Below are 25,437 nucleotides of genomic sequence, written 5' to 3'. Positions count from 1 at the left end.
ACGCTGGCGGCCGATGCCCCCCTGCACCCGTCCCCGCGTCACGCGCCCGGTCATGCGCCTGGCCGCCGCCGCCGCGGTCCTCGTCCTCGCCGGCTGCGGGAGCGCGGCCGCCGGGCACCGCACCCCGGCGGCCCAGGCCGCCGCGCACCAGGCCGCCGGTACCGCCACGGCCACCTCGTGCCCGGCCGCCGTCGCCGGCGAGCTGCGCACGATCGCCCAGCGGATCTACCGCCAGGCCGCGGCGGGGCGCAACGTGGTCAGCGCCCGGCGGCGGCTCGCCCGCTCCCAGGCCCTGGCCCGTGCCGTGTACGCCGGGGACCCGGCCGCGACGATGGCGGCGCTGCACCCGCTGCTCAAGAACCAGATCCACCGCATCCGGATCACCCGCGGGGTCCACCTGCTCGCCGACGTCGGCCACAGCCCGGCGCCCGCGCCCGTGCACGGCCTCATCCGCGACCCGGCGGGCCATCCCGTCGGCCGCTATGTGATGTCGGTCACCAGCGACGCGGCGATCGCCGGCATCACGCGCACGGTGACCGGCGCCGACGTGGTCATGGGCCCGCACGCCCACGGCACGGCGTCGTTCGCCGCGACGGCCTACCCGTCGGGCCCGATGCGCGTGGCCCTCGTGATCGGCCAGGGGGCGCAGGTGCGCTGCGGCGCGACGCCGGCCGCGACCCGCGGGGAGGTCGTCCGCAGCGCGGGCCTGCGCCTGCTGGCCTCCGAGACCGGCGGCGCCCAGGCCCGGCGCGTGCTGCGCCACGTCGCGACGGACCGCGGCTTCCTGCACGCCGTGGCCGCCAACGACCCCGTCGCGCTGCGCGCCGCGATCATCCGCTTCTTCCGCCAGCGCACCCTGCACGTCGTGCGCATCCGCGCGGTCGCAGCCGACGGGCGGCTCGTCGGCGACGTCGGCGGGCCCTACGTGCTCGCGCCCGCCTCGCGGACGCTGCGCACCACGTCCGGGCACGTCCTGGGCCGGGTCACGCTGTCGGTCCAGGACGACACGGGCTACATCAAGCTCATGCACCGCTTCACCGGCGCCGGCGTGGTGCTGCGCGGGCCGGCGGGCCTGGTGCCCGGCAGCGTGGCGCTGCACGGGCCCGGCCTGCGCACGGTGCACCTCACCGCCCCGGCCTTCCCGTCGGGGCGCCTGGCCGTCGCGCTGCAGCTGCGCGGCTGAGCGGGGCTACATGCGGAAGACGCCGTAGCCCAGCTCACCGAGCGGGGCGCCCGCGCAGGCGGCCAGGGCCTGGGCCAGCACGGCGCGGGTGTCGCGCGGGTCGATGATGCCGTCGTCCCAGATCCGGGCGGTGGAGTAGACCGGCCGGCCCTGGTGCTCGTACTGGTCCTTGAGCTGGGCGCCGACCTCCTCTTGGCCGACCTCGCGCATCACGGTCGCGGCCTGCTCGCCGCCCATCACGCTGATGCGCGCGTTGGGCCACATGAACAGGAAGCGCGGCGAGTAGGCGCGCCCGCACATGCCGTAGTTGCCCGCGCCGAACGAGCCGCCGACGACGACCGTGATCTTGGGCACGCGCGCGCAGGCGACCGCGGTGACGAGCTTGGCGCCGTCCTTGGCGATGCCGCCGGCCTCGTAGTCCTTGCCCACCATGAACCCGGAGATGTTCTGCAGGAACAGGAGCGGGATGCCGCGGCGGTCGCAGAGCTCGATGAAGTGCGCGGCCTTCAGCGAGGAGTCGCTGAACAGGATCCCGTTGTTGGCGATGATGCCGACCGGGTGGCCGTCGAGGTGGGCGAACGCGGTGACGACGGTCGTGCCGTAGAGCTCCTTGAACTCCTGGAGCTCGCCGGCGTCGACGATGCGCCGGATGACCTCGCGCGCGTCGTAGGGCGTGCGCGCGTCGACGGGGACGACGTCGAGGATCGTCTCGGGATCCAGCGCCGGCGGCCGCGGGGGCAGGCGCTCCCAGGGCGGCGCGGGCGGGGCGGGCAGGGTGCCCGCGATGCGCCGGACGATCTCCAGCGCGTGGCGGTCGTCGACGGCGAGGTGGTCGACGACGCCGCTGGTGCGGGCGTGCACGTCGCCGCCGCCGAGCTCCTCGGCGGTCACGACCTCGCCGGTGGCCGCCTTCACCAGCGGCGGCCCGCCGAGGAAGATCGTGCCCTGGTCGCGGACGATGACGGTCTCGTCGCTCATCGCCGGCACGTAGGCGCCGCCGGCGGTGCACGAGCCCATGACGCAGGCGATCTGCGGGATCGAGGCCTTCGACATGGTCGCCTGGTTGTAGAAGATGCGCCCGAAGTGCTCGCGGTCGGGGAACACGTCGTCCTGCATGGGCAGGAACGCCCCGCCGGAGTCGACGAGGTAGACGCAGGGCAGCCGGTTGTGCACCGCGATCTCCTGGGCGCGCAGGTGCTTCTTGACCGTCATGGGGTAGTAGGTCCCGCCCTTGACGGTGGCGTCGTTGGCCACGACGACGACGCGGCGGTCGTTGACCAGGCCGATGCCGGTGACCACGCCCGCGCCGGGAGCGTCGCCGTCGTAGAGCTCCTCGGCGGCCAGCGTGCTCAGCTCCAGGAACGGGGCGCCCGGGTCGCAGAGCCAGCGCACGCGGTCGCGCGCCAGGAGCTTGCCGCGGTCAAGGTGGCGCCGGCGCGCCCGCTCGCCGCCGCCCGCGCGCACGCGCTCCAGGCGCGCCTCCAGGTCGGCGATCAGCTCGAGGTGCTCGTCCCGATGCGACGTGTCGGCTGCGGTGCTCATGCGTTCCCCTCCTCCTCGGCCACGACGGCCACCAGCGGCTGGCGCAGCGTCACGCGGTCGCCCGGCGCCAGGTCCAGCCCCGCGACGGTCCCCGCGTGGGGCGCGGTGATCGACAGCTCCATCTTCATCGACTCCAGGACGAGCAGGACGTCGCCCTCGGCGACGGCGTCGCCGTCGGCGACGTGCACGAGCAGCACGGTGCCCGGCATGGGCGCCTCCAGCGAGCCCGACAGCGCGCCCGCGCCGTCGTGGGCGCGGCGCTCGGTGGCGACCTCGAGGTGGTGGCCGTCGCGGCCGATCCAGACCGTGTCGGGACCGACGGCCACCGCGTAGCGCCGGCGCACGCCGTCCAGGGCGATGTGCGCGATCCCGTCGTCGCCGAGCGCGACCTCCGTCGCGGCCCACTCGCGGTCGTCGACCGTGACGCGGCCGTCGCCCACGCGCGCCTCGCCGTGGCCGGCCAGCGTGCGCTGCCACGGCCCGGCGGGCCGGCCCGTGCCCGCGGCGGCGAGCATCGCGGCGGCGACCAGGTCGGGCGGCGGGTCGACGGCCAGGTCGGCGAGCACGCGCTCCAGCAGGCCGGTGTCCTGCTCGCCCGCGCGGACGTCGTCGCGCGCCAGCAGCGCGCGGGTGAACGCGGCGTTGGTCGTCACGCCGGCCAGGTCGAAGGTCGCCAGCGCCCGGTCCAGGCGCGCCAGCGCGGTCGCGCGGTCGGGTCCGTGGGCGATGACCTTGGCCAGCATGGGGTCGTAGGCCGTGCCGACGTCGCTGCCCACGCGGATGCCCGAGTCCACGCGCACGCCCTCGCCGGTGGGCTCGCGGTAGACGCGCACCGTGCCCGTGGCGGGCAGGAAGCCGGCGGCCGGGTCCTCCGCGTACAGGCGCGCCTCGATCGCGTGACCCTGCGGGACGAGCTCCTCCTGGCGCAGCGCGAGCGGCTCGCCGGCGGCGACGCGCAGCTGGTGCTCGACCAGGTCGACGCCGTGGACGAGCTCGGTGACCGGGTGCTCGACCTGCAACCTGGTGTTCATCTCCAGGAAGTAGAACTCGCTCGCGTCGCCGGTGGCGATGAACTCCACCGTCCCGGCGCCGACGTAGTTGCATGCCTTGGCCAGCAGCACCGCGGCGTCGCCCATGCGGGCGCGCAGCGCGGCGTCGACGACGGGCGAGGGCGCCTCCTCGACGACCTTCTGGTGGCGGCGCTGCAGGGAGCACTCGCGCTCGCCGAGGTGCACGCAGGTGCCGTGGGCGTCGGCGAACACCTGGATCTCGAGGTGGCGGGGGCGCTCGAGGTAGCGCTCGATGAGCACGCGGTCGTCGCCGAAGGCCGCCTGGGCCTCGCGGCGCGCCGCGGCGGTCGCGGCCTCCAGCTCGGAGGCGTCGCGCACGACGCGCATGCCCTTGCCGCCGCCGCCGGCCAGGGCCTTGACGATGACGGGCATCCCGCCGTCATCGCCCGAGGGGACCACGGGCACGCCGGCGGCCGCGGCGGCCTCCTTGGCGGCCGCCTTGTCGCCCATGAGCTCGATGGCCTGCGGGGGCGGGCCGATCCACGTCAGCCCGGCCTCGGCGACCGCGCGGGCGAAGCCGGCGTTCTCGGAGAGGAAGCCGTAGCCCGGGTGCACGGAGCGGGCGCCGGCGACCGCGGCGGCGCGCAGCAGCTCGGCCGGGTCGAGATAGGACTCGACCGCCACGGCGACGTCGACCGCGTCGGCGTGCGCGGCGGGGTGGGCGGGGTCGTGGTCGGCGGCGGTGATGACGCCGACGGTCTCCAGGCCGAGCGCGCGGGCGGTGCGCGCGACGCGGATCGCGATCTCACCGCGGTTGGCGATCAGCACCGGGCCGAGGTCATGCAGGCTCATGCCGTGCCGCTCCAGTCGACGGGTCCCGCCGTGAGCGTGTGCGACCCGAGCGGGCGGCCGAGCACGTCGCGCACGGCGCGGGCGGCCTCGAGCACGGCGGCCAGGTCGACGCCGGTCTCGATGCCCATCTCGTGCAGCATGGAGACGACGTCCTCGGTGGCCACGTTGCCGGTCGCGCCGGGCGGGAACGGGCAGCCGCCGAGCTCGCCGAAGCTCGACTCCAGCGACGCGCACCCGGCCTGCAGGGCGGCCAGGACGTTGGCCAGGCCCTGCCCGCGGGTGTTGTGGAAGTGCGCGGTGAGCTGGACGTCGTCGCCGAGCGCCTGCGCGGCGCGCGTGAAGAAGCGCCCGACGCCGAGCGGGTTGGCCATGCCCGTCGTGTCGCCGAAGCCGATCTCCTGGGCGCCGTCGGCGACGAGGCGGCGAGCGATGTCCAGGACGCGGTCCTCGTCGACGGCGCCCTCGTAGGGGCAGCCGAACGCGGTCGAGATGACGGCCTCGCAGCGCAGCCCGGCCTCGCGGGCCCGGCCGAGCACGCGCTGCAGGCCGTCGAGCGAGGCCTCGACGCTGCGGTTGACGTTGTGCCGGTTGTGGGTCTCGGAGGCCGAGAGGAAGACGCTGACCTCGTCGAAGCGGTCGCGGAGCGCCAGGGCGGCGTCCAGCCCGCGCTCGTTGGGGACCAGGACCGACACGGCCACCCCGTCGGGCACGTCGATGCGGCGCAGCACCTCGGCGGCGTCGGCGAGCTGGGGGATGACGTCGGCGCGCACGAACGAGGTGACCTCGATGCGGCGCAGCCCCGTGCGCGCCAGCGCGTCGATGAGCCGGACCTTGTCGTCGGTCGGGACGACCTCGGGCTCGTTCTGGAACCCGTCGCGGGGGCCGACCTCGCGGACGAGGACGCGCCCCGGGAGCGAGGGCGCGCTCATCGTGGGCTCCGGGGCTCGCGGACCTGCGTCGCCTGTGACACCATGCGGCGACAATACCGAAGGACCGTTCGAAGTTCGAATGGTCGTTCGGACCCCGACCCTCCGCCGCGACCCCGTGCCCGCCCCGCCCACCCGACCCGCCCTGCGCGAGCGCTACGAGCGCCGGCGCACCGAGGTGGTGGACGCGGCGGCCGAGGTCTTCGCCCGCCAGGGCTACCACGCGACCTCGATGCAGGACCTCACCGACGCCACGGGGCTGGCGGCCGGCGGGCTGTATCACTACATCGGGTCCAAGGCCGGCCTGCTCGTGGCCATCTGCGACGAGCTGATGGTCCCGCTGCTGGCCGCGGCGCGCGAGCTCCGCGCGCAGGAGCTCGCGCCCGAGGACGAGCTGCGCGGGCTCGTCCGCATGTGGGTGGAGCACGTCGGGCGCCACCGCGCGCACATGCTCGTCTTCCAGCAGGAGCGCCACGTGCTCGAGCACGAGCCCCAGTGGCGCGCGGTGCGCGCCAGCCGCAAGGCGTTCGAGGACCTGCTCGACGACGTGCTGCTGCGTGGCGAGCGCGCGGGGGCGTTCGCGTTCGGCGACCGCCGCCTCGCGCTGCTCGCGCTGCTGGGCATGGTCAACCACACGCCCCAGTGGTTCCGCCCCCGCGGCCGCCTGACCGCCGAGCAGGTCGCCGACGGGTTCGTGGACCTGTTGTTGGGGGTGCAGGGCCGCTAGTGCGCGAACACCGGCTCGCCCGCCGGCGCGGGCGCCTGGACGCCCGGACGCAGCAGGGCGGTGCAGACGACCGCGGCGATCGCGAAGATCGCGGCCGACCACCAGAACGCGGTCGTGTAGCCGTGGACCGCGGCCTGGGCCACGACGTCGGCCGACGGGCGGCGCGTCTGGAGGTAGGAGGTCGACGCGCTGGCCGCCAGCGTGCTGAGCAGCGCGGTGCCGATCGAGCCGCCGATCTGCTGCATCGTGTTGACCATCGCCGAGGCGACGCCGGCGTCGTGGGGCTCGACGCCCAGCGTCGCGATGCTCATCGCCGGGGCGAAGATCAGGCCGAAGCCGACGCCCATGATCAGCAGCGCGGGCAGCACGTGCGACGCGTAGCTGGAGTGCGGCGCGATCCCCGTCAGGTAGATCATCCCGATGCACCCCAGGACCATCCCGGAGCCGATGAGCGGGCGGGCGCCGACGCGCGGCAGCAGCTGGGTCTGCGAGGTCGTCGCCGAGATCATGATGGCGAAGGTCATCGGCAGGAACGCCAGGCCGGACTCGATCGGCGAGAAGCCGAGGTTCTGCTGCAGGTAGTACGTCAGGAACAGGAACACGCCGAAGATCGCGATGCCCGAGAGCCCGACGGCCAGGTACGAGGCGCCGCGGTCGCGGTCCAGGACGATCCGCAGCGGCAGCAGCGGATGGGCCACACGGCGCTGGAGGACCACGAAGACGGCCAGGAGCACCACGCCGGCCGCCAGGAAGCCGATCGTCGTCGCGTTCGACCAGCTCGACGTCGCGGCGTGTGAGAAGCCGTAGACGAGGGCGAACAGGCCCGCCGACGCCGTCAGCGTGCCCGGGATGTCGAGCCGCGGCTTGTCGTGCTGGGGCTGGTTGGTCAGCAGCGTCGCGGCACCGGCGATGGCCACGCCCGCGAAGGCGAGGTTGACGTACAGGCACCAGCGCCAGGACAGGTACTCCGTGAGGATGCCGCCGAGCAGCAGGCCGACGGCGGCGCCGCTGCCGGCCAGCGCGCCGAAGACGCCGAAGGCCTTGTTGCGCTCCTCCGGCTCGGTGAACGTCGTCGTCAGCAGCGACAGCGCGGCCGGGGCCAGCAGCGCGCCGAACGCGCCCTGCAGGGCGCGGGCGATCACGAGGACGCCGAAGCTCTGCGCCGTGCCGCCGAGCGCGGAGGCGATCGCGAAGCCGCCGAGGCCGACGATGAACACCCACTTGCGGCCGAAGAGGTCGCCGATGCGCCCGCCGAGCAGCAGCAGCGAGCCGAACGCCAGCGCGTAGGCGGTGACGATCCACTGGCGGTTGTCGTTGGAGAACTCCAGCGCCTTCTGCGCGGAGGGCAGCGCGATGTTCACGATCGTGGCGTCGAGGACCACCATGAGCTGGGCCAGGCCGAGGACGGCGAGGATGAGCCAGCGGCGGGCGTGGTGCGGATCGGCGTGCTCGGTCATGTGGGGAAGGTCGGGTGGGTCGGGGGCGAAACGGAGGAGTCATCTCAACTTCGGTGTCGGCACGGTAGCACTAAATGGAGAGGCATCCTCCACTTCCGCTACGCTGGCCGCATGAGCACGGACGCCACGCCGGCCGACCGCCCGCTGCGCCGCGACGCCGAGCGCAACCGGCAGCGGATCCTGCAGGCGGCCGCCGAGCTCTTCGCCGAGGCCGGGCTCGACGTCACGCTCGACGAGGTCGCCCGCCGCGCCGGAGTGGGCGTCGGCACCGTCTACCGGCGGTTCCCGGTCAAGGAGGAGCTCATCGACGCGCTCTTCGAGGACCGCATCGCCGGCATCGTCTCGCTCGCCGAGGAGGCGCTGGCCCACGAGGACCCGTGGACCGGCTTCACGCACTTCATGGAGCGCGCGTGCGAGCGCCACACCGCCGACCGCGGCCTCCAGCAGATCGTCTTCAGCTCCGTGCACGGCCGCCAGCGCGTGGCCGCCGTACGCGAGCGCATCAAGCCGCTCGTCCTGCGCATCCTGGAGCGCGCGCAGGCCGACGGCTCGCTGCGCGCCGACGTCGAGTCCACCGACATCCCGCTCCTGCAGTTCATGGTCGGCGCGGCCGGGATCTACGCCACCGACGTCGCGCCGGAGGTCTGGCGGCGCATGCTCCCCATCGTCCTGGACGGTCTGCGCGCCGAGCGCCGCGGCGTCACGCCGCTGGCCACGCCCGCGCTCAGCCAGGAGCAGTTCGAGCAGACGATGCGCTGCGCTCGGCTCTGATCCGTCAGGATCGCGGCCGATGAGCCTCGCCAACGACGTCGGCTACCCCGCGCTCTTCGGCCTGGTCATGGCCGAGTCCGGCGGCGTGCCCGTCCCGGGCGAGACGGCGCTCATCGCCGCCGGCGTGCTCGCCGGGCAGGGCCAGCTCGACCTCGCGCTGGTCATCGTCGTCGCCGCGTCGGCGGCGATCATCGGCGACAACCTCGGCTACCTCATCGGCCGCCGCGGCGGCCGCAGGCTGCTCGAGCGCCCCGGCCGCTTCGCCACCCAGCGCCAGCGGGTGCTGGAGGTCGGCGAGCCGTTCTTCGAGCGCCACGGGCCCAAGGCCGTGTTCTTCGGGCGCTGGATCCTCGGGCTGCGGGTCTGGGCGTCGTGGCTGGCCGGCATCACGCGCATGCGCTGGCGGTCGTTCCTGGCGTTCAACGCGCTGGGCGGGATCTCGTGGGCCGCGACCGTCGGCGTGCTGGCCTACGTCGCCGGTGACGCGGTGGGGGCGATCATCCGCGACGTGGGCGTCGGCGCGCTCGTCGTGGTGGCCATCGTCCTGGCGGTCGGCCTGTTCCTGCGCCACCGCCGCCACGCCGGGCCCTGAGCCGCCCTCCCGCGGCGCCCCCGCGACGTGCGAGGATGCCCGCATGGCCTGGGATTTCAGCACCGAGCCGCACTACGCGGAGAAGCTCGACTGGGCACGCGAGTTCGTGCGCGAGGAGGTGTGGCCGATCGAGACGGTCGCCCACGACCTCTCCCAGGAGGCCCTGGACCGCATCTACGCCCCGCTGCAGGCCGAGGTGCGCCGGCAGGGGCTGTGGGCCGCGCACCTGGACCCCGAGCTCGGCGGGCAGGGCTTCGGCCAGGTCAAGCTCGGCCTGCTGCACGAGGTGCTCGGCACGAGCCCGTTCGCCCCCAACGCGTTCGGCTGCCAGGCGCCGGACTCGGGCAACAGCGAGATCCTGGCGCTCGCCGGCAACCCGGAGCAGAAGGAGCGCTACCTCGAGCCGCTGCTGGCCGGCGACCTGAAGTCGGCGTTCTCGATGACCGAGCCCGACACGGCCGGCAGCGACCCGACGCTGCTGCGCACCCGCGCGACACGCGACGGCGACGACTACGTCATCAGCGGCCGCAAGTGGTTCTCCTCCAACGCGTCCATCGCCGACTTCCTCATCGTCATGGCCGTCACCGACCCCGAGGCGCGCCCGCACCAGCGTGCCTCGATGTTCGTCGTCGACGTCGACACGCCGGGCGTGCAGATCCTGCGCGACGTGCCGACGATGGAGCACCCGTGGGAGTCCTTCGGCAAGCTCGGCGGCCACGCCGAGGTCCTCTACGAGGACGTGCGGATCCCGGCGTCGGCCCGCCTCGGCGGCGAGGGCGAGGGCTTCCTCATCGCCCAGCAGCGGCTGTACCCGGGGCGGATCCACCACTGCATGCGCTGGCTGGGCGTGGCCCAGCGGGCCTTCGACATGCTCTGCGAGCGGGCGACCTACCGCGTCGCGCACGGCAAGACGCTGGCCGAGCACCAGACCGTGCAGAACTGGGTCGCCGACTCGGCGGCGCAGATGCAGGCGGCGCGGTTCATGACGCTGCACGCGGCGTGGGTCATGGACACCCAGGGCGTCGCGGCGGCCCGCACGCCGATCAGCATGATCAAGTACGCGGGCGCCGAGATGCTGCACGACGTCATCGATCGTGCGCTGCAGGCCCACGGCAGCCTGGGCTACTCGACCGACCTGCCGCTGGAGGCGATGTACCGCTACGCGCGGGCTGCGCGGATCTACGACGGGCCCGACGAGGTCCATCGCCAGTCCGTCGCGCGCCAGGTGCTGCGCGGCTACAGCGCGCCCGAGGGCGAGGTCCCCACCGAGCACGTCCCGACGCGCCGCGAGGACGCCCGCCGCAAGTTCGCGGCGGTCCTGGACGCGGTGACGGCCAACGACTGAGTCCGGCGGGGCCGGGTAGCCAGCCGACGATGCTCGGACTCCCGGACCCCGTGACCGCCTGCCTGTTCGACCTCGACGGGGTGCTCACCCAGACCGCGAAGATCCACGCCGCCGCGTGGAAGCAGCTCTTCGACGAGTACCTGCGCGACCGCGCCCGGCGCACGGGCGAGGAGTTCGTGCCCTTCGACGCCCACGCCGACTACGACGAGCACGTCGACGGGCTGCCGCGCGACGACGGCGTCCGCGGCTTCCTGTCCTCGCGCGGCATCGAGGTCGACGACGACGAGGTCCGCCGGCTCGGCGACCGCAAGAACGAGCTCGTCCAGCAGATCATCGAGCGCGACGGCGTGCAGGCCTACGACGGCTCGATCGCCTATGTCCACGCCGCGCGCGACGCCGGGCTGCGCCGCGCCGTGGTGTCCTCGTCGTCCAACTGCCGCGCCGGGCTGCAGGCCGCGGGCATCCTCGACCTGTTCGAGGAGATCGTCGACGGGCACGTCACCCGCGATCTCGGCCTGCGCGGCAAGCCCGCGCCCGACAGCTTCCTGGAGGGCGCGCGGCGCCTGGGCGTGCCACCGGACCGCGCCGCCGTCTTCGAGGACGCGCTGGCCGGCGTGCAGGCCGGGCGCGACGGCGGGTTCGGCTACGTCGTCGGCGTGGACCGCGTCGGCCAGCGCGACGCCCTGCGCGCGCACGGCGCCGACGTGGTCGTCGACGACCTGGCCGACCTGACGTGATCGGCCACCCCTGCTTCGAGAACGACCCGTGGGCCATCCGCGAGACGCGCCTGGACCTCGACGTGCTCGCCCAGACCGAGTCGATCTTCGCGCTGGCCAACGGGCACATCGGCCTGCGCGGCAACCTCGACGAGGGCGAGCCGGCCGGCCTGCCCGGCACCTACCTCAACGGGTTCCACGAGGAGCGGCCGCTGCCCTACGCCGAGCCGGCCTACGGCAACCCGGAGGCCGGCGAGACCGTCCTGGACGTGACGGACGGCAAGCCGCTGCGGCTGCTCGTCGACGACGAGCTCTTCGACGTCCGCTACGGCCGGCTGCTGGAGCACGAGCGCGTGCTCGACCTGCGCGGCGGGGTGCTGCGCCGCCGGGCACACTGGCGCTCGCCCGCGGGCCGCGAGGTCCTCGTGACCTCCACGCGCCTGGTGTCCTTCACGCAGCGCGGCGTGGCCGCGATCCTCTACGAGGTCGAGCCCGTCGGCCAGGCGGCGCGGCTCGTCGTGCAGTCCGAGCTCATCGCCAACGGCGGCGTCCAGCGCCACGCCGACGGCGACCCGCGCGCCGCGGCGACGATGGACCACCCGCTGGTCGCCGAGCAGCACTACCAGCACGAGCTCGGCGTGCTGCTGGCCCACCACACCCGCCGCAGCGGACTGCGGATGGCCGCGGCGATGGACCACGAGATCGCGGGCCCCGACGGCTACGACGTCGACGTGGAGGCCGCCGGCGACGTCGGCCGCGTGACGGTGGCCGCCGACATCCCGGTCGGATCGCGGCTGCGCGTGCTCAAGTACCTGTCCTACGGCTGGTCGGGCAGCCGCTCGCTGCCGTCGGTGCGCGCGCAGGTGCGCGGCAGCCTGGCCGAGGCGCGCCACACGGGCTGGGACGGGCTGTGCGCCGCCCAGCGCGAGGTCCTCGACGACTTCTGGACCCGCGCCGACGTCGAGATCGAGGGCGACGCCCAGCTCCAGCAGGCCGTGCGCTTCTCGCTGTTCCACGTCTTCCAGGCCGGGGTGCGCGCCGAGCGCCGGCCCATCGCGGCCAAGGGCCTCACGGGCGCCGGCTACGACGGCCACGCCTTCTGGGACACGGAGTCCTTCGTGCTGCCCGTGCTGAGCTACGTCACGCCCGGGCCGTGGCCGACGCGCTGCGCTGGCGCCACGCGACGCTGCCCGCCGCGCGCGAGCGGGCCGCCCAGCTCGGCCTGGCCGGCGCCGCCTTCCCGTGGCGGACGATCGCGGGCCGGGAGTGCTCGGGCTACTGGCCGGCGGGCACAGCGGCCTTCCATGTCAACGCCGACATCGCGGCGGCCGTCGTGCGCTACCTCGCGGTCGCCGACGACCCGGGGTTCGAGGCCGAGGTGGCGCTGCCGATCCTCGTGGAGACCGCCCGCCTGTGGCGCTCGCTGGGCCATCACGACGCGGTGGGGGCCTTCCGCATCCCCGGCGTCACCGGCCCCGACGAGTACAGCGCGCTGAGCGACGACAACGTCTACACCAACCTCATGGCCGCCCGGAACCTCTCGGCCGCCGTCGACCTGGCCGGGCGGCTGCCGCGCGACGCGCAGGCGCTCGGCGTCGACGCGCGCGAGCTCGAGGCCTGGCGGCGGGCGGCGGACACGATGCACGTGCCCTACGACTCGCGGCTCGAGGTCCATCCGCAGGCCGAGGGCTTCACGAAGCACGCGCCCTGGGACTTCGACACCACGGGCCCCGAGGACTACCCGCTGCTGCTGCACGCGCCGTACTTCGACCTGTACCGCAAGCAGGTCATCAAGCAGGCTGACCTCGTCCTCGCGCTATACGCCTGCGGCGACCGCTTCACCCACGACGAGAAGGTCCGCGACTTCGCCTACTACGAGCCGCTGACCGTGCGCGACTCGTCGCTGTCGGCCTGCGTGCAGGCGATCGTCGCGGCCGAGACGGGCCATCTCGGGCTGGCCTACGACTACGCGGGCGAGGCCGCGCTCATGGATCTGCACGACATCGAGCACAACACCCGCGACGGCCTGCACATCGCCTCGCTGGCCGGCACGTGGCTGGCGATCGTCGCCGGCCTGGGCGGCTTCCGCGACCACGGCGGCCGGCTGAGCTTCGCACCGCGGCTGCCCGCCGGCGTCGACGGGCTCGTCTTCCGCCTCACCGCGCGGGGGCGGCGCCTGGCCGTCGCCGTGCGCCGCGGCACGGCGACCTACGTGCTGGAGGAGGGCGACGAGCTGACGGTCGGCCACGAGGGCCAGGACGTCGTCGTGCGCGCGGGCCGGCCGCAGACACGGCCGCTGACGCCGGTCCCCGAGGGCCCGGCTCCGCGGCAGCCGCCGGGCCGCGCCCCGCGCCGGCGCGGGTCCGGCTGACCCCTGAGGATGTCTCAGGGCTGACCGGCCCGGGCGCCGGGCGAATGCCGGCCGCCGTCGTGGCCGTGGAGGTCCGCAAGCCGGTGCGATCGGCACGATCAGCGACGCCGCGCGCAGGACCTCGAAGGGCTCGTCGGGCGCTTCACGTCGCCGTGGCGCCGGGCTTGCTGGCAGGCTTCGGACATGGAGCTCGGACTGCGGGGACGTGTCGCGCTGGTCACCGGCGGCTCGCGCGGGATCGGCCGCGCGATCGCCGAGGGCCTGGCGGCCGAGGGCGCGCGCGTGGCGGTCGCCGCGCGCACGCAGGCCGACGCGAGCGCGGTGGCCGAGGCGATCGGCGGTCGCGCGCTCGTGTTCGACAGCGCCGACCTCGGCGCGGTCGACGGCCTGGTCGACGGCGTGGAGCGCGACCTCGGCCCGATCGAGATCTACGTCGCCAACACCGGCGGCCCGCCCGCCGGCGCCGACCCGCTCGGCTTCACCGACGAGCAGTGGGAGGCCGCGCACCGCAGCCTGGTCGTCTCGCCGATGGCCATCCTGCGCCGCGTGCTGCCGGGCATGCGCGAGCGCGGCTTCGGCCGCGTGGTGGGGGTCTCCTCCAGCGCGGCGCTGGAGCCGCTGGCCGGCCTGCAGCTCTCCAACGCCAACCGCCCCGGCCTCCTGGCGGCCTTCAAGCATCTCGCCCGCGAGGTGGCCGCCGACGGCGTGACGCTCAACAGCGTGCTGCCCGGCCGGATCGCCACCGACCGCCTCGCCTCCACCCAGGGCGGGATGGACGCCGCGCAGGAGCGCGCGCGGACCGAGGTGCCCGCCGGCCGGCTGGGCACGCCGGAGGAGATCGCGGCCGCCGCGGTCTTCCTGTGCTCGGAGCCGGCCGCCTACGTCACGGGCCAGCGGCTGCTCGTCGACGGTGGGCTCACCCGCAGCTGGTGAGGCCGCTGTAGCCTCCCGCGATGCGGATCGCCCTCGGGGAGCGCGCCAGCGGCGGGTCGGCGCGTGATCAGGTCTACCTCGCCCTGCGCGAGGCCATCATCAGCGCCGAGCTCGAGCCGGGCCGGCGGCTGTCGGAGAACGAGCTGGCCGAGCTACTGGGGGTCAGCCGCACCCCGGTGCGTGAGGCGCTCGTGCGCCTGCGCGACGAGCGGCTGGTGGCGATCGTCCCGCAGCTGGGGACGTTCGTGACGCTCATCTCCACCGAGGGCGTGGCCGACGCCGCGTTCGTCCGCGAGGCCCTGGAGTGCGCGGCCATCCGCCTGGCCGCCCAGCGGGCGGGGGAGGACGCGCTGGCCGAGCTGCAGGCCAACCTGGCCGCGCAGGACCGCGCCCAGGCCGCGGGCGACGCCGAGGCGTTCGACGGGCTGGACGAGGCGCTGCACCGGTCGCTGTGCGAGCTCAGCGGCCACGAGATCGCCTGGGACCTCAGCCGCCGCGCCAACGGGCACCTGGACCGCGTGCGCCGCCTCTCGCTGCCCGAGCCCGGCTACCTCGGCGAGATGGTCGCCGAGCACCGCCAGGTCGTCGCCGCGGTGGCCGCGGGCGATCCCGACCGGGCCGAGGAGGCGCTGCGCCACCACCTGCGCATGGTGCTCTCGGGCCTGGGGCACATCCGCGCCGCCCACCCGGACTTCTTCGAGGAGCCGGCCGACTGAGCGCCACGGCCGGCGTCCGGGAGGCCAACAGCGCCAACAACGCCAAGGGGGGCCGCGCGCGGCGCGGGCGCTGGCGCCCGGCGCGCGAGCAGGCCTGGGCGCTGCTGGACGGCGTGGTCGCCCCCGGGTCGCGCGTGCTCGTCGCCGGTGCGGGCAACGGCGACGACCTCCCGCTCGGGCGCCTGGCCCGCCGCGCGTCGCGCGTCGACCTGCTCGACCTCGACGCCGCCGCGCTGACCCGGGCGCGGCGCGGGGTGCGGCGCGGGCGGCGGCGGGTGCACGCCCTCGTCGAGGACCTCACGGACGGCCGCGCCGACGCGCTGGTCGCCGCGGCGCCCGGCCCGCCCGCGCCCGGGGCTGCGCAGGTCCCCGCCGGCCCGCTGGGCGCCGCGCCCTACGACGTCGTGATCGCCGACCTCGTCCTCACCCAGCTGCTGTACCCCGCGCTGCGCCGCCGCGGCCTGGGCGGCGGGGAGATCGACGGCGTGCTGCTGCGCGACGGCCAGGCGCTGACCGATGCGGTGGTCGCCCGGCTGCACGCCTCGGCTCCCGGCGGCGTCGTCGTCGTGCTCCACGACCTGCTGGGCTGGTGGGACGGCCATCCCCAGCCGTTCGCGCTGCAGGACGTGCTGGCCCTCGCCCGGCACGACCCGGGGGCGGCGCTGCGGCGCGCCCGCGGCGGCTCGCCGCCCTACGGCTGCGACCCGTGGCTGGCGACGCGGCGCGCGGGCGCCCACGTGCAGGCGATGCGCCTGTGGCGCTGGCCGTTCGCGCCCGGCGCCGACTACCTCGTGTGCGGCCTGGTGACCCGCCGCGGGCCCGCGCCGCGGTGAGGACCCGGCCCGTGCGCGTCGAGGCCCACCGGATGCGACCGCTCCCCGCGCTCCTGGCCGTCCTGGTGCTCGTGCCCGCCGCCGCGGCCTCGGCGGCACCGGTCAACGACGTGCCCGACGCGGCGACGGTCATCGGCGCCCCGGCGTACGTGTCGGGCAGCACCGTCGACGCCCGCCGCCAGGGGCTGGCGAAGAAGACCCCGCGGCGCGCCGTATGCGTCGGCCACGTCGGCGGCACGCTGTCGACCGGCGTGCCCTCGACGGTGACCGTCCCGCTTCGGCCACGGCGAGGCGCCGGCCGGCCCACGCCCGCGTCCTGCACGTCGTGCTGCGGGGCTGAGCGGGCCGCCCGCCGAGGGTGTGGCAGACCGCACATGCGCTCGGCGGCCTGCCCGCTGGGCGCACCCGGGGACCGGTGGGAGGCTCGCCCCATGATCCACTCGACGCCGTCACCGCAGGCCGGACCGCAGCGGCCCGAGGCCCACCTGTTCGCCTACCCGGTCGTGCGGCCGGTGCCGCGCCCGCCCGTGCCGGCCTCGCCGCGTGGCATCTGGTAGCCCTGCCACCGGACCGCCCCGCGGTCCCGGCGTGGCAGCATGAAGGGCGATGAGCCCGACGCGCCGGCGCCGCTCGCGCCCCCAGACCGTGCTGGAGACCGCGGTGCTCCTGGCCCTGGCCATCGCGCTGGCCCTGAGCCTGCAGGCCTACGCGCTGAAGCCGTACCGCATCCCGAGCGGGTCGATGGAGCCCACGCTGAAGGTCGGCGACCGCGTCCTGGTCAACCGCTTCGGGCACCGGGTCCTGGGCGGCGAGCCGCACGTGGGCGACATCATCGTCTTCCACCCGCCCAAGGGCGCCGACCCCAGCTCGCCCGTCTGCGGGGCCCGCGCGCAGGGACAGGGATCGCTGACACCGTGCTCGCGCCCGACGCCCGGCGCGTCGTCGCAGGCCTTCATCAAGCGCGTGGTCGCCGTCGGCGGCGACCGCATCGCGATCCGCGACGGCCACGTGATCCGCAACGGGCGCCCGGCGCGGGAGCCGTTCGCGCAGCGCTGCTTCCCCGGCGAGCAGCAGTGCGAGTTCCCCAACACGATCACGATCCCCCGCGGCTCGGTCTTCCTCATGGGCGACAACCGCGGCAACTCCGACGACAGCCGCTTCTGGGGCCCGGTGCCCGACGCGTGGGTCGTGGGGCGCGCGCTGGCCATCTACTGGCCGCCGGTCCGCCTCGGCTCGCCGTGAGCGGCTGAGGTTTCAAACGGCGTTTGATACGGTCGGCGCCGATGTCCACGGGGGCCGACGCCACGAGGGCCTTGACCGACGGGCGCGTCAACGTCGCGTCGCTCGTCCTCCGCCACGCGCGCCGGGACCGCGACCGCGAGGCGCTGACGGAGTACCCGTCGGGCCGGCGGCGCACCTTCGGCACGCTCGCCGACCGGGTGATCGCGCTCGGCGCCGGCCTGCACGCGCGCTGCGGCGTCGCCCACGGGACTTCGTCGCGGTGCTCGCGCGCAACCGCATCGAGTATCTGGAGACCTACCTCGCCTGCGCGCTGCGCGGGGCCGCCGTGCAGGCACTGAACTGGCGGCTCTCCCCGCAGGAGCTCGCGACGATCCTCAACGCCTCGCCGCCGCGGGCCATCCTCGTTGATCCCGAGTTCGCCGGCGAGGTGCAGGCGCTGCAGCGCGACGTCGCCTGCGAGCACTGGGTCGCCTGGGACGCCGAGGGAGGTCCGTCGCCGTTCGAGGACCTGGTCGCCGCGGGGGCCGGCGCCGACGAGTCCCGGCTCGGCCGCGCCGGCGGCACGGACCCCTTCATCGTCGTCTACACCGGCGGCTCCACCGGGGTCTCCAAGGGCGCGGTCCACACCCACGCGACGGCGCTCGGCGCGATGGCCAACAACACGGTCGGCGAGGGGGTCACGCCCGACGACAGGTTCCTGCTGATGGGGCAGATGTTCCACAGCCCCGTGGTCCTGGCCATCAACTACCTCACGCACGGCTGCCCCGTGGTGATGGCCAACTTCGAGGCCGGGCTCGTGCTCCGGGCGATCGAGGACGAGGCCGTGACCGCCACGATGGGCATCCCGACCATGTTCCAGAACATGCTCGCCGTCCTGGCCGGCGGCGGCCCGAGCATGGCCAGCCTGCGCCACGTCCAATACGGGGGCAGCCCCACCGCCGAGTCCGTCACCCGCGAGCTGCTGGAGGCGCTGGGCTGCGACCTCCTGCAGTGCTACGGGCGCACGGAGGAGCTGGCGATCACGTTCCTGTCGCCGCAGGACCACGTCGACGCGGTCAACGGCCGCAACGCGCACCGCCTGCAGTCCTGCGGCCGGGAGGCGTGGCTGACCCGGGTCGAGCTGCTCGACGCCGACGACCGGGTGATCCCCCGCTCCAGCGACGAGCCCGGCGAGGTGATCGCCAAGTCGCCGGCGACGATGGTCGGCTACCTCGGCCGCCCGGACCTGACCGCCGAGGCGACCTTCGGCGACGGCTGGCTGCGCACCGGCGACGTCGGCCGCTTCGACGCCGACGGCTACCTCTACATCGTCGGCCGCGCCAAGGACATGATCATCTCCGGCGGCGAGAACATCTACCCCGCCCAGGTCGAGCTGGCGATCCAGCGCCACGCGGCCGTGCTCGAGGCGGCGGTGGTCGGCGTGCCGGACCCGCTCTGGGGCGAGTCGGTCATGGCCTACGTCGTGCTCAAGCCTGGCGTCGAGGCGGTCGCCGCCGACATCGCCGCGGCCGTCGCCACCCACCTCGGCTCCTACCAGAAGCCGAAGTACGTCGAGTTCCTGGCCGAGCTGCCCAAGACGTCGGCCGGCAAGATCGCCAAGCCGGTCCTCAAGCAGATGGCGCTCGATGCGCATCCGGGCTGACCGGCCGGCGTCGGCGGCGGACCGGGACGCGACGTACGACGCCATCCTGGTCGGCACCGGCCTCGGCTGCCTGGCGGCGGCGATCGGCCTGGCGGCGGCCGGGCTGCGGCCGCTGCTGCTCGAGCGGGCCGCGCTGGTCGGCGGCGCGTCGGCCTGGTCGGGCGGGGTCGTCTGGGCGCCGGCCAACCACCGGATGCGGGCCAAGGGCCTGGCCGACAGCGCCGGCGAGGCGCTCGAGTACCTCCGGCGCGTCTCGGACGGCCGCGGCGACGCCGAGCTCGCCGCCGCCTACGTGCAGCGTCTCCCGGCGATCCTCCGGTGGCTCGAGCGCGAGACCGAGCTGGCCTGGATGAGCTACCCGCGCCTGCCCGACTACTTCGAGATCCCCGGCGCCAAGCCCGACGGCCGCTGCCTGCTGCCCCAGCCGCGTGTCGTGTCCGCGGCGCTGGAGGCGGCCGCGCGCCGCGTCTCCGAGCTGCTCCTCGTCCGGCCGTCGGTCCACTTCCCGGCCCAGGAGCACGCGTGGGCCGGCGGCCGCGGCCTGGTCGGCAGCCTCTGGCTGCGGGTGCTGCAGGACGCGACGCCCTACGAGCTGGACACCCGGGCCCGTGCGCTGCTGACCGAGGACGGGTCGGTCGCCGGCGTCGAGGTCGAGGGGCCCGGCGGGCGCCGCCGGCTGCGCGCCCGCCACGGCGTCCTGCTCGGCACGGGCGGCTTCGAGTGGAACGCGCGGATGACGCGCGCCGCCGTCCCGGCGCCGGCGCCGCATCCGCAGACCCCGGTCGGGGCCACGGGCGACGGCCAGCGCATGGCGGCGGCGCTCGGCGCCGGGCTGGCGCTCATGGACCAGACGATCTGGACGCCGGGGGTGTGCGTCCCCGGTGAGCGCGACGGCGACCACCCGCTGTGCCGGCTCTGCTTCCAGGAGCTCTCGCGGTCGCACTGCATCGTGGTCAACCGGGCGGGGCGGCGCTTCGCCGACGAGACGTTCTTCCAGGACCTGGCCCGCGGCTGGTGCACGTTCGACGCCTCGACGGCGAGCCACCCCAACCTGCCGATGCACCTCGTCTTCGACGAGCGCCACCGGGAGCGCCACGGGCTGCCGGCGTCGGTGCCCGTCGGCGACTACCTCACGCGCCACCCGAGCCTCACCGCCCTGGCGGCGGCCAACGGGATCGACCCCGCGGGGCTGGAGGCGACGGTGCGGCGCTTCAACGCCGACGTGGCCCACGGTCGCGACCGCGAGTTCGGGCGGGGCGAGGGCGCCTACCGGCGGGCGTTCGCCGGGCCGGCGAGCGGCGGAGCCAACCCGACGCTGGGGGCGATCTCCGAGCCGCCCTTCTACTGCATGGAGCTGTTCCCCGGCACCTCCGGGCACCGGGGCGGGGTCGTCTGCGATCCGTCGGCCCGGGTGCTGGACGTCGACGGGGCGCCGATCGACGGCCTGTACGCCTGCGGGGCGACCGCCGCGGGCCTGGTCACCGGCGGCGCCTACCTCACCGGGACCTCGCTCGGACAGGCGCTGGTGTCCGGCATGGCGGCGGCGGAGGCCATCGGTGCCCGAAGCTCCTGAGGACGCGCCCGAGACCCCACGGCGGCGCCGGCGCCGGGAGGAGATCTACGACCACGCGATCGCCATCTTCGACGCGAAGGGCTACGCGGCCGCCTCCATCGAGGAGATCGCCGAGACGGTCGGCGTCCTCAAGGGCAGCCTCTACTACTACATCGACTCCAAGGAGGACCTCCTCGTCCGGATCTTCGACCGCAGCGACGAGGAGTTCGGCCGGCTCATCGAGGAGACCTGGGCGCTCGACCTCCCGGCGGTCGACCGGCTGCGCGACTTCGCGCGGCGCTGGTGCCTCTGGTACCTCGAGAACATCGAGCGGGCCCGGGTCTACGTCAACGACTGGATCCACCTGACCGGCGCGCGCCGCGAGCACACCGCGCAGATGCGCCGCGAGTACGGGCGCCGGGTGCAGGAGCTCATCGACGCCGCGGTGCAGGAGGTCGGCGCCGAGCCCCGCGTCGACCCCGAGCTGGCGCGCCTCTACGTCTTCTCGGCGGTCAACGGGCTGCCGCGCTGGTACCGCCGCGACGGCACCGCCGCGCCCGAGGTCGTCGCCGAGGCCTACGCCGAGCTCATCGTCGGCACCGTCCTGCACGCCATCGGCGCGCCGTGAGCCGCGGCGTCACGTCCCGCGCGTGAACGGCAGCGGGGCGAGGGCGAGCAGGAACGGCTGCAGCGGGACCGCGAAGCGCTGCTCGGCGTTGACGAGCAGCGCCGCCAGCAGCACGACGGCGCCCGCCAGCCACCAGCCCGGCGGCGCGCGGCGCGCCGCCGCGGTGCCCGCGCCGGCCAGCCCCAGCAGCGTGGTGATCAGCAGCGCGCCGCGCAGCAGCCCCGCGGGCGCGACCGGCAGCGACACGGTGCGCAGCGACAGGCGCGCGAACGACGCGGGCACCGCGCCCGCGAGGCGCATGGCGTTGGCCCCCGCGACGTGCAGCACGTAGGCGGGGTGGGCGGCCGCGAAGCGCAGGGCGGCGTGGGTCAGCGCGCGGTCGGTCGCGGCCTCGTCGTCGCGGTGCGCGCGGCGGGCGGCCGGGTAGAGGTCCGACAGCCGCGGGTCGCGCCAGCGGGCGTCGTGCAGCGAGGCGGCGTTGTAGGTGCCGGCCAGCGTGTTGCCGGTCTCGGTGCTCACGGGCACGAACGCGTGCAGTGCCTCGGCGTTGCGGATCGTCCACGGCGTCACGCCGACCAGGGTCGCCACGAGTGCGACCGCCGCCGCCCGGCGCCCGCCGGCGCACAGCGCCACGCCGACGGCGACCGCCAGGCCCTCGGGCCGCGTCAGCGCCGCGCCCGCGGCCAGCAGCCCGGCGGCGGCGGCCCACGGCAGCCGCCCGCGCGCGTGCAGCGCGCAGGCCAGCGCGCCGAGCATCAGCGCGGTGAACAGCGGCTCGGAGATCAGCGAGGCGCCGAAGAGCACCAGGACGGGGGAGACGGCGGCCAGCGCCGCGGCGGCCAGCGCCGTCCGCGGCCCCCACAGCTCACGGGCCACGATGCCGACGAGCACCGCGAGGACGGCGCCGACGACGACCTGGACCGCGCGCTCGCTCGTCAGGCCGGGGCCGAGCACGCGGTCGACGAGCGCCAGCAGCATGGGGAACCCCGGCGCCCGGTAGGCCGTGGCCACGGCGTGGCCGTGATCGCTGAAGCGCGGGTAGGCCGCCGTGTCGGCCAGGGCCAGCGCGTGCTGCACGTAGGAGTGGTCGTCGTGGCGTGGGACGTAGCCCGGCGTGAGCCCGACCGCGAGGGCGCGCGCCCCCAGCGCCGCCGCGGCGACGGCCGGGATCCACACGCGCGGGCGGGGGCCGACGGTCACCGGGCCAGCGTCGCACCGGGCGCGTTGGGGTTCGGTTGGCAGTGGGTTGGGAGCCGGTGGGGGCTGGGCATAACGGGACCATGCCCTCCGCCGCCCTCGCCCGCGCCGATGCCCTGCTCGGCCGCGCCATCGAGGCGTCGGTCAAGCTCCAGCACCGCCGTCGGCTGCGGGGGCTGGGCCGGGCGGGGTGCCTGGACCCGCCGGCCGACGGGCGCCTGTTCGCCGCCGGCGAGCCGGCGCCGCGCCCCGGCTGCCGCGTGGAGGTCCTGGTCGACGGCGCGAACGCGTTCCCGCGCATCGCGGAGGCGCTGCGCGGCGCGCGGTCCCACGTCCACATCACCGGGTGGCACGTCGCGTCGCACTTCGAGCTCGTCCGCGACGGCGACCCCGTCGTCCTCGGCGCGCTGCTGGCCGAGCTCGCGCAGCGCATCGACGTCCGCGTGCTCGTGTGGGCCGGCGCCCCGGTGCCCGTGTTCCACCCGACGCGCAAGGAGGTCGACGCCGAGGTGCGCACGCTGGTCCGCGACACGGCGATCCGCTGCGTGGCGGACCCGCGCGAGCACCCCGTGCACTGCCACCACGAGAAGACGATCGTCATCGACGACGAGATCGCGTTCGTCGGGGGCATCGACATGACCGACCAGTCCGGCGACCGCTTCGACACCTCGGCGCACGAGGCCCGGCGCCGCCTGGGCTGGCACGACGTCGGCACGCGGCTGGAGGGCCCGGCCGTCGCCGACGTCGCCGCGCACTTCGCCATGCGCTGGCTCGAGGTCACCGGCGAGCGGCTCCCCGCGCCCGCCGTGCCCGCCCCGCTGACCGACGGGGACGCGAGCACGGTGCAGATCGTCCGCACGGTCGCCGAGGACATGTACGAGCGCGTCCCGCGCGGCGACTTCCGGATCCTGGAGGTCTACCGCCGCGCGCTGCGCGACGCGGGGCGCTTCGTCTACCTCGAGAACCAGTTCCTGTGGTCGCCGGAGATCGTCGACCTGCTGGCGGCCAAGCTGCGCCGCCCGCCGCGCCCGGACTTCCGCGTCGTCGTGCTCCTGCCCGCGCGGGCCAACAACGGCGAGGACGACACCAAGGGCCAGCTCGCGGTGCTCGCCGACGCCGACGACGGGCACGAGCGCTTCCTGGCCACGACGGTGCGGTCGCGGACCGGCGACCGCGACGACCCGCTCTACGTCCACGCCAAGGTCGGCATCGTCGACGACCGGTGGATGACGATCGGGTCGGCCAACCTCAACAGCCACTCGCTGTTCAACGACACCGAGATGAACATGGTCACCGACGACGCGCGCCTGATCGAGGCCACGCGCGTGCGCCTGTGGTCCGAGCACCTCGAGCTGGAGCCCGCGGCCCTGGAGGGCGTCGACCCCGCGCAGGTCGTCGACCGCCACTGGCGCCCGACCGCGATGGAGCAGTTGCGCCGGCGCGAGGCGGGGCAGCGCGCGAGCCACCGACTCATCGCGCTGCCCGGGGTCTCACGGCGCTCGCGGCGCCTGCTCGGGCCGCTGCAGGAGCTCGTCGACGACGGCTGAGCGGGCGGGCTGCGGGGCGGCGCCGCCGCCCCGCGGCTCCTCAGGCCCCGCGGCGGCGGCCGAAGAACACGCCGAACGCGAGCCCGAGGGCCAGCGCGACCGGGACCGGGTTGGCGCGCACCTTGGTCTGCAAGGCGCCCGCCACGTCCTGTGCGCCGCCGGCCACGGAGGCCGGCGTGGCCTCCACGGCCTTGCCGCGCGCCTCGCCCGCGGTGCCGGCGACCCTGGCCCGCGCGATGCCGACGCGGCCCGTGATCCGGGCCTTCGTCTCGTCGAGCCTCTCGTGGGCACGCGCCTTGACGTCGGCCTTGTCGGCCAGTGCCGCGGCCGTCTCGGCCAGCTCGGAGCGGGTGTGCTCGATGTCGCGGCGGATCTGGTCGGAGGTGCGGGTGTCGGTCATCGGGCGGCCTCCTGGCGGTGGGCCTGGCGGGACCGGGCGACGTGCTCCTTGGTGAAGCGCACGTCCTCCTTGACCGTCTCGACGGCCTGCTCGGGCACCGGCGGCACCGCGCGCTTCGTGCGGGCCCTGCCGGCGAGCGCCAGCGCGCCGGCGACGGCGAGCCAGGCGACGCCGACGATGACGGCCGCCAGCCAGCCGGCCACGGCGGTGGCCAGGGCCAGGACGGCGGCCGCGGTCAGCGCGCCGGCGCCGTAGAGCGCGAAGACCCCGGCGCCGCCGAACAGCCCGGCGCCGACGCCGGCCTGGCGGCCCTTCTCGGTCAGCTCGACCTTGGCGAGCTCGAGCTCCTGGCGCACGAGGGTCGAGACCTGGGTCGACAGGTCCTTGACCAGCTCGCCCGTCGGCCGGGCGCGCGGGTCGACGCGGCCGCCGGGGGCCGTCGCGGGTGGGGTGGTCATCTCGGTCATGTGCCCGTGGAGCTACCCGAGCGCGCCCGGCCGCACTCCCGCGCGGTCCGGGCCACGGCGGCGAAGCCGTCGAACAGCCGCCACGCGCGACGGCGGGCGTCGGCCGCGTGGCGCCGGCCGCCCGCCAGCACCTCCGCGGCGCTCGTGCCCGCGGCGGCCAGGCCGCCGGGATCGCCGCGCACCCAGCCCGCGACGACCTCGGCCGTGGCCTCGGGGTGGAACTGCACACCGAGGTGCGGGCCCAGGCCGAAGGCCTGCGTCGCCGCCGCGGTGCCGGCCAGCAGCTCGGCGCCCGGCGGCAGCCCGAACGCGTCGCGGTGCCACTGCATCCACGGCCCGGGCGGCACCCGATCGGGATCGGCGCTCTCGAGGTCCAGCCAGCCGACCTCGGGGCGGGTGGCCGGCGCGACCGTGGCGCCGAGCGCCCGGGCCAGGTGCTGGGCGCCGAAGCAGATCCCGAGCACCGGGACCCCGGCCGCCAGTGCCCGGTCCAGCAGGGCGCGCTCGGCGGCCAGCCACGGGACGGCGTCGTCGTGGGCGCCGGCGTCGGAGCCCAGGGCCACGACGAACGGGCGGTCGCGCGGGTCGGGCAGCGGCGCGCCGGCGAGGACGACCTCGATGGCCACGCCGCGGTCGGCGGCCCAGTCGGCCAGCAGCGCGGCCGGGGCGTCGAGGTCGTGCTGGAGCACGAGCGCGGGCGGGGCGGCGCTCATCGGGCGCGGGGCCGGCCGGGCACGGCGCCATGCTACCCACGACCCGTCACCCGCCCGCCCCGACCACGCGTACAG

The 25,437-nt window shown here is 75.6% G+C and carries 23 protein-coding genes and 1 pseudogene; 16 read left to right on the top strand and 8 right to left on the bottom strand.

The genetic code is table 11. From position 1 onward, the window contains the following. Positions 1-13: 13 nt before the first annotated feature. A complete protein-coding gene (locus tag FSW04_RS24000) occupies positions 14-1,183 on the top strand; it encodes a hypothetical protein (RefSeq protein WP_146922871.1) in 1,170 nt (389 codons plus the stop codon). A gap of 6 nt (positions 1,184-1,189) precedes the next feature. Here the strand turns inward: FSW04_RS24000 and FSW04_RS23995 are convergent, their stop codons facing one another. From FSW04_RS23995 to FSW04_RS23985, 3 genes are read right to left on the bottom strand one after another with little or no spacing between them, the layout of a single operon-like run. Beyond that, positions 1,190-2,725: an acyl-CoA carboxylase subunit beta gene (locus FSW04_RS23995; RefSeq protein ID WP_146922869.1), complete on the bottom strand. Its 1,536-nt coding sequence runs from the start codon at positions 2,723-2,725 to the stop codon at positions 1,190-1,192. Continuing rightward, complete coding sequence (locus FSW04_RS23990; protein WP_146922867.1) at positions 2,722-4,587, bottom strand: acetyl/propionyl/methylcrotonyl-CoA carboxylase subunit alpha; 1,866 nt, start codon at positions 4,585-4,587, stop codon at positions 2,722-2,724. The genes FSW04_RS23995 and FSW04_RS23990 overlap by 4 nt, the downstream gene beginning before the upstream one ends. Then, positions 4,584-5,516 carry a hydroxymethylglutaryl-CoA lyase gene (locus FSW04_RS23985; RefSeq protein ID WP_146922865.1) on the bottom strand — a complete coding sequence of 311 codons (933 nt, stop codon included), beginning with the start codon at positions 5,514-5,516 and terminating at the stop codon, positions 4,584-4,586. The genes FSW04_RS23990 and FSW04_RS23985 overlap by 4 nt, the downstream gene beginning before the upstream one ends. A 115-nt stretch (positions 5,517-5,631) precedes the next feature. On the opposite strand from FSW04_RS23985, the gene FSW04_RS23980 reads away from it, so the two are divergent. After that, entirely contained in the window at positions 5,632-6,240 is a 609-nt protein-coding gene (locus FSW04_RS23980; RefSeq protein ID WP_187369061.1) for a TetR/AcrR family transcriptional regulator, read from the top strand. Here FSW04_RS23980 and FSW04_RS23975 read toward each other — a convergent pair. After that, positions 6,237-7,697, bottom strand: a complete 1,461-nt coding sequence (locus tag FSW04_RS23975) for an MFS transporter (RefSeq protein WP_146922861.1) — start codon at positions 7,695-7,697, stop codon at positions 6,237-6,239. The genes FSW04_RS23980 and FSW04_RS23975 overlap by 4 nt on opposite strands. A gap of 111 nt (positions 7,698-7,808) precedes the next feature. Between FSW04_RS23975 and FSW04_RS23970 the strand changes: the two genes are divergently transcribed. The 13 genes and pseudogenes from FSW04_RS23970 (at position 7,809) to FSW04_RS23910 (ending at position 21,038) form a co-directional block, all read left to right on the top strand. Further along, a complete protein-coding gene (locus tag FSW04_RS23970) occupies positions 7,809-8,468 on the top strand; it encodes a TetR/AcrR family transcriptional regulator (RefSeq protein WP_146922859.1) in 660 nt (219 codons plus the stop codon). 19 nt (positions 8,469-8,487) lie between these two features. Next, positions 8,488-9,060, top strand: coding sequence for a DedA family protein (locus tag FSW04_RS23965; RefSeq protein WP_146922857.1), 573 nt, complete (start codon positions 8,488-8,490; stop codon positions 9,058-9,060). Positions 9,061-9,103: 43 nt separating this feature from the next. Beyond that, positions 9,104-10,405: an acyl-CoA dehydrogenase family protein gene (locus FSW04_RS23960; RefSeq protein ID WP_146922855.1), complete on the top strand. Its 1,302-nt coding sequence runs from the start codon at positions 9,104-9,106 to the stop codon at positions 10,403-10,405. A gap of 29 nt (positions 10,406-10,434) precedes the next feature. After that, complete coding sequence (locus tag FSW04_RS23955; protein ID WP_146922853.1) at positions 10,435-11,142, top strand: HAD family hydrolase; 708 nt, start codon at positions 10,435-10,437, stop codon at positions 11,140-11,142. Further along, positions 11,139-13,492 (top strand): annotated as a pseudogene (locus FSW04_RS28790) (glycoside hydrolase family 65 protein). The gene FSW04_RS23955 and the pseudogene FSW04_RS28790 overlap by 4 nt, the downstream one beginning before the upstream one ends. A 183-nt stretch (positions 13,493-13,675) precedes the next feature. Next, positions 13,676-14,425: an SDR family oxidoreductase gene (locus FSW04_RS23945; protein ID WP_146922851.1), complete on the top strand. Its 750-nt coding sequence runs from the start codon at positions 13,676-13,678 to the stop codon at positions 14,423-14,425. A 20-nt stretch (positions 14,426-14,445) separates the two neighbouring features. Then, the gene (locus FSW04_RS23940) at positions 14,446-15,141 is read left to right on the top strand and encodes a GntR family transcriptional regulator (RefSeq protein WP_146922849.1); all 696 of its coding nucleotides are present in this window, start codon (positions 14,446-14,448) and stop codon (positions 15,139-15,141) included. Between the two features lie 113 nt (positions 15,142-15,254). Continuing rightward, positions 15,255-15,974, top strand: coding sequence for a hypothetical protein (locus FSW04_RS23935; protein WP_146922847.1), 720 nt, complete (start codon positions 15,255-15,257; stop codon positions 15,972-15,974). Positions 15,975-16,006: 32 nt separating this feature from the next. Continuing rightward, positions 16,007-16,531, top strand: a complete 525-nt coding sequence (locus FSW04_RS23930; protein ID WP_146922845.1) for a hypothetical protein — start codon at positions 16,007-16,009, stop codon at positions 16,529-16,531. A 49-nt stretch (positions 16,532-16,580) separates the two neighbouring features. After that, positions 16,581-17,216: a signal peptidase I gene (lepB, locus tag FSW04_RS23925; RefSeq protein WP_146922843.1), complete on the top strand. Its 636-nt coding sequence runs from the start codon at positions 16,581-16,583 to the stop codon at positions 17,214-17,216. A 259-nt stretch (positions 17,217-17,475) separates the two neighbouring features. Continuing rightward, a complete protein-coding gene (locus FSW04_RS23920) occupies positions 17,476-18,858 on the top strand; it encodes a class I adenylate-forming enzyme family protein (RefSeq protein WP_146922841.1) in 1,383 nt (460 codons plus the stop codon). Further along, positions 18,842-20,431: an FAD-binding protein gene (locus tag FSW04_RS23915; RefSeq protein WP_146922839.1), complete on the top strand. Its 1,590-nt coding sequence runs from the start codon at positions 18,842-18,844 to the stop codon at positions 20,429-20,431. The genes FSW04_RS23920 and FSW04_RS23915 overlap by 17 nt, the downstream gene beginning before the upstream one ends. Further along, the gene (locus FSW04_RS23910) at positions 20,415-21,038 is read left to right on the top strand and encodes a TetR/AcrR family transcriptional regulator (protein WP_187369060.1); all 624 of its coding nucleotides are present in this window, start codon (positions 20,415-20,417) and stop codon (positions 21,036-21,038) included. The genes FSW04_RS23915 and FSW04_RS23910 overlap by 17 nt, the downstream gene beginning before the upstream one ends. Before the next feature lie 9 nt (positions 21,039-21,047). Here FSW04_RS23910 and FSW04_RS23905 read toward each other — a convergent pair whose 3' ends face one another. After that, positions 21,048-22,238, bottom strand: coding sequence for a glycosyltransferase family 39 protein (locus tag FSW04_RS23905; protein ID WP_146922838.1), 1,191 nt, complete (start codon positions 22,236-22,238; stop codon positions 21,048-21,050). Positions 22,239-22,318: 80 nt separating this feature from the next. Between FSW04_RS23905 and FSW04_RS23900 the strand changes: the two genes are divergently transcribed. Then, the gene (locus FSW04_RS23900; protein ID WP_146922836.1) at positions 22,319-23,782 is read left to right on the top strand and encodes a phospholipase D-like domain-containing protein; all 1,464 of its coding nucleotides are present in this window, start codon (positions 22,319-22,321) and stop codon (positions 23,780-23,782) included. A gap of 40 nt (positions 23,783-23,822) precedes the next feature. Here FSW04_RS23900 and FSW04_RS23895 read toward each other — a convergent pair whose 3' ends face one another. Genes FSW04_RS23895 through FSW04_RS23885 form a run of 3 tightly spaced genes read right to left on the bottom strand, consistent with a single transcriptional unit; the run spans position 23,823 to position 25,362 of the window. Beyond that, positions 23,823-24,182 carry a DUF3618 domain-containing protein gene (locus FSW04_RS23895; RefSeq protein WP_146922834.1) on the bottom strand — a complete coding sequence of 120 codons (360 nt, stop codon included), beginning with the start codon at positions 24,180-24,182 and terminating at the stop codon, positions 23,823-23,825. Further along, complete coding sequence (locus tag FSW04_RS23890) at positions 24,179-24,640, bottom strand: phage holin family protein (RefSeq protein ID WP_228430711.1); 462 nt, start codon at positions 24,638-24,640, stop codon at positions 24,179-24,181. Before FSW04_RS23890 ends, FSW04_RS23895 begins: the two co-directional genes overlap by 4 nt. A gap of 5 nt (positions 24,641-24,645) precedes the next feature. After that, the gene (locus FSW04_RS23885; RefSeq protein WP_146922830.1) at positions 24,646-25,362 is read right to left on the bottom strand and encodes a type 1 glutamine amidotransferase; all 717 of its coding nucleotides are present in this window, start codon (positions 25,360-25,362) and stop codon (positions 24,646-24,648) included. Positions 25,363-25,437 lie beyond the last annotated feature (75 nt).

It is taken from the genome of Baekduia soli (assembly GCF_007970665.1).
Taxonomy (GTDB): domain Bacteria; phylum Actinomycetota; class Thermoleophilia; order Solirubrobacterales; family Solirubrobacteraceae; genus Baekduia; species Baekduia soli.
The sequence above is the reverse complement of the archived record's forward strand: the minus strand, read 5'-3'. Positions and strand labels throughout refer to the sequence as shown.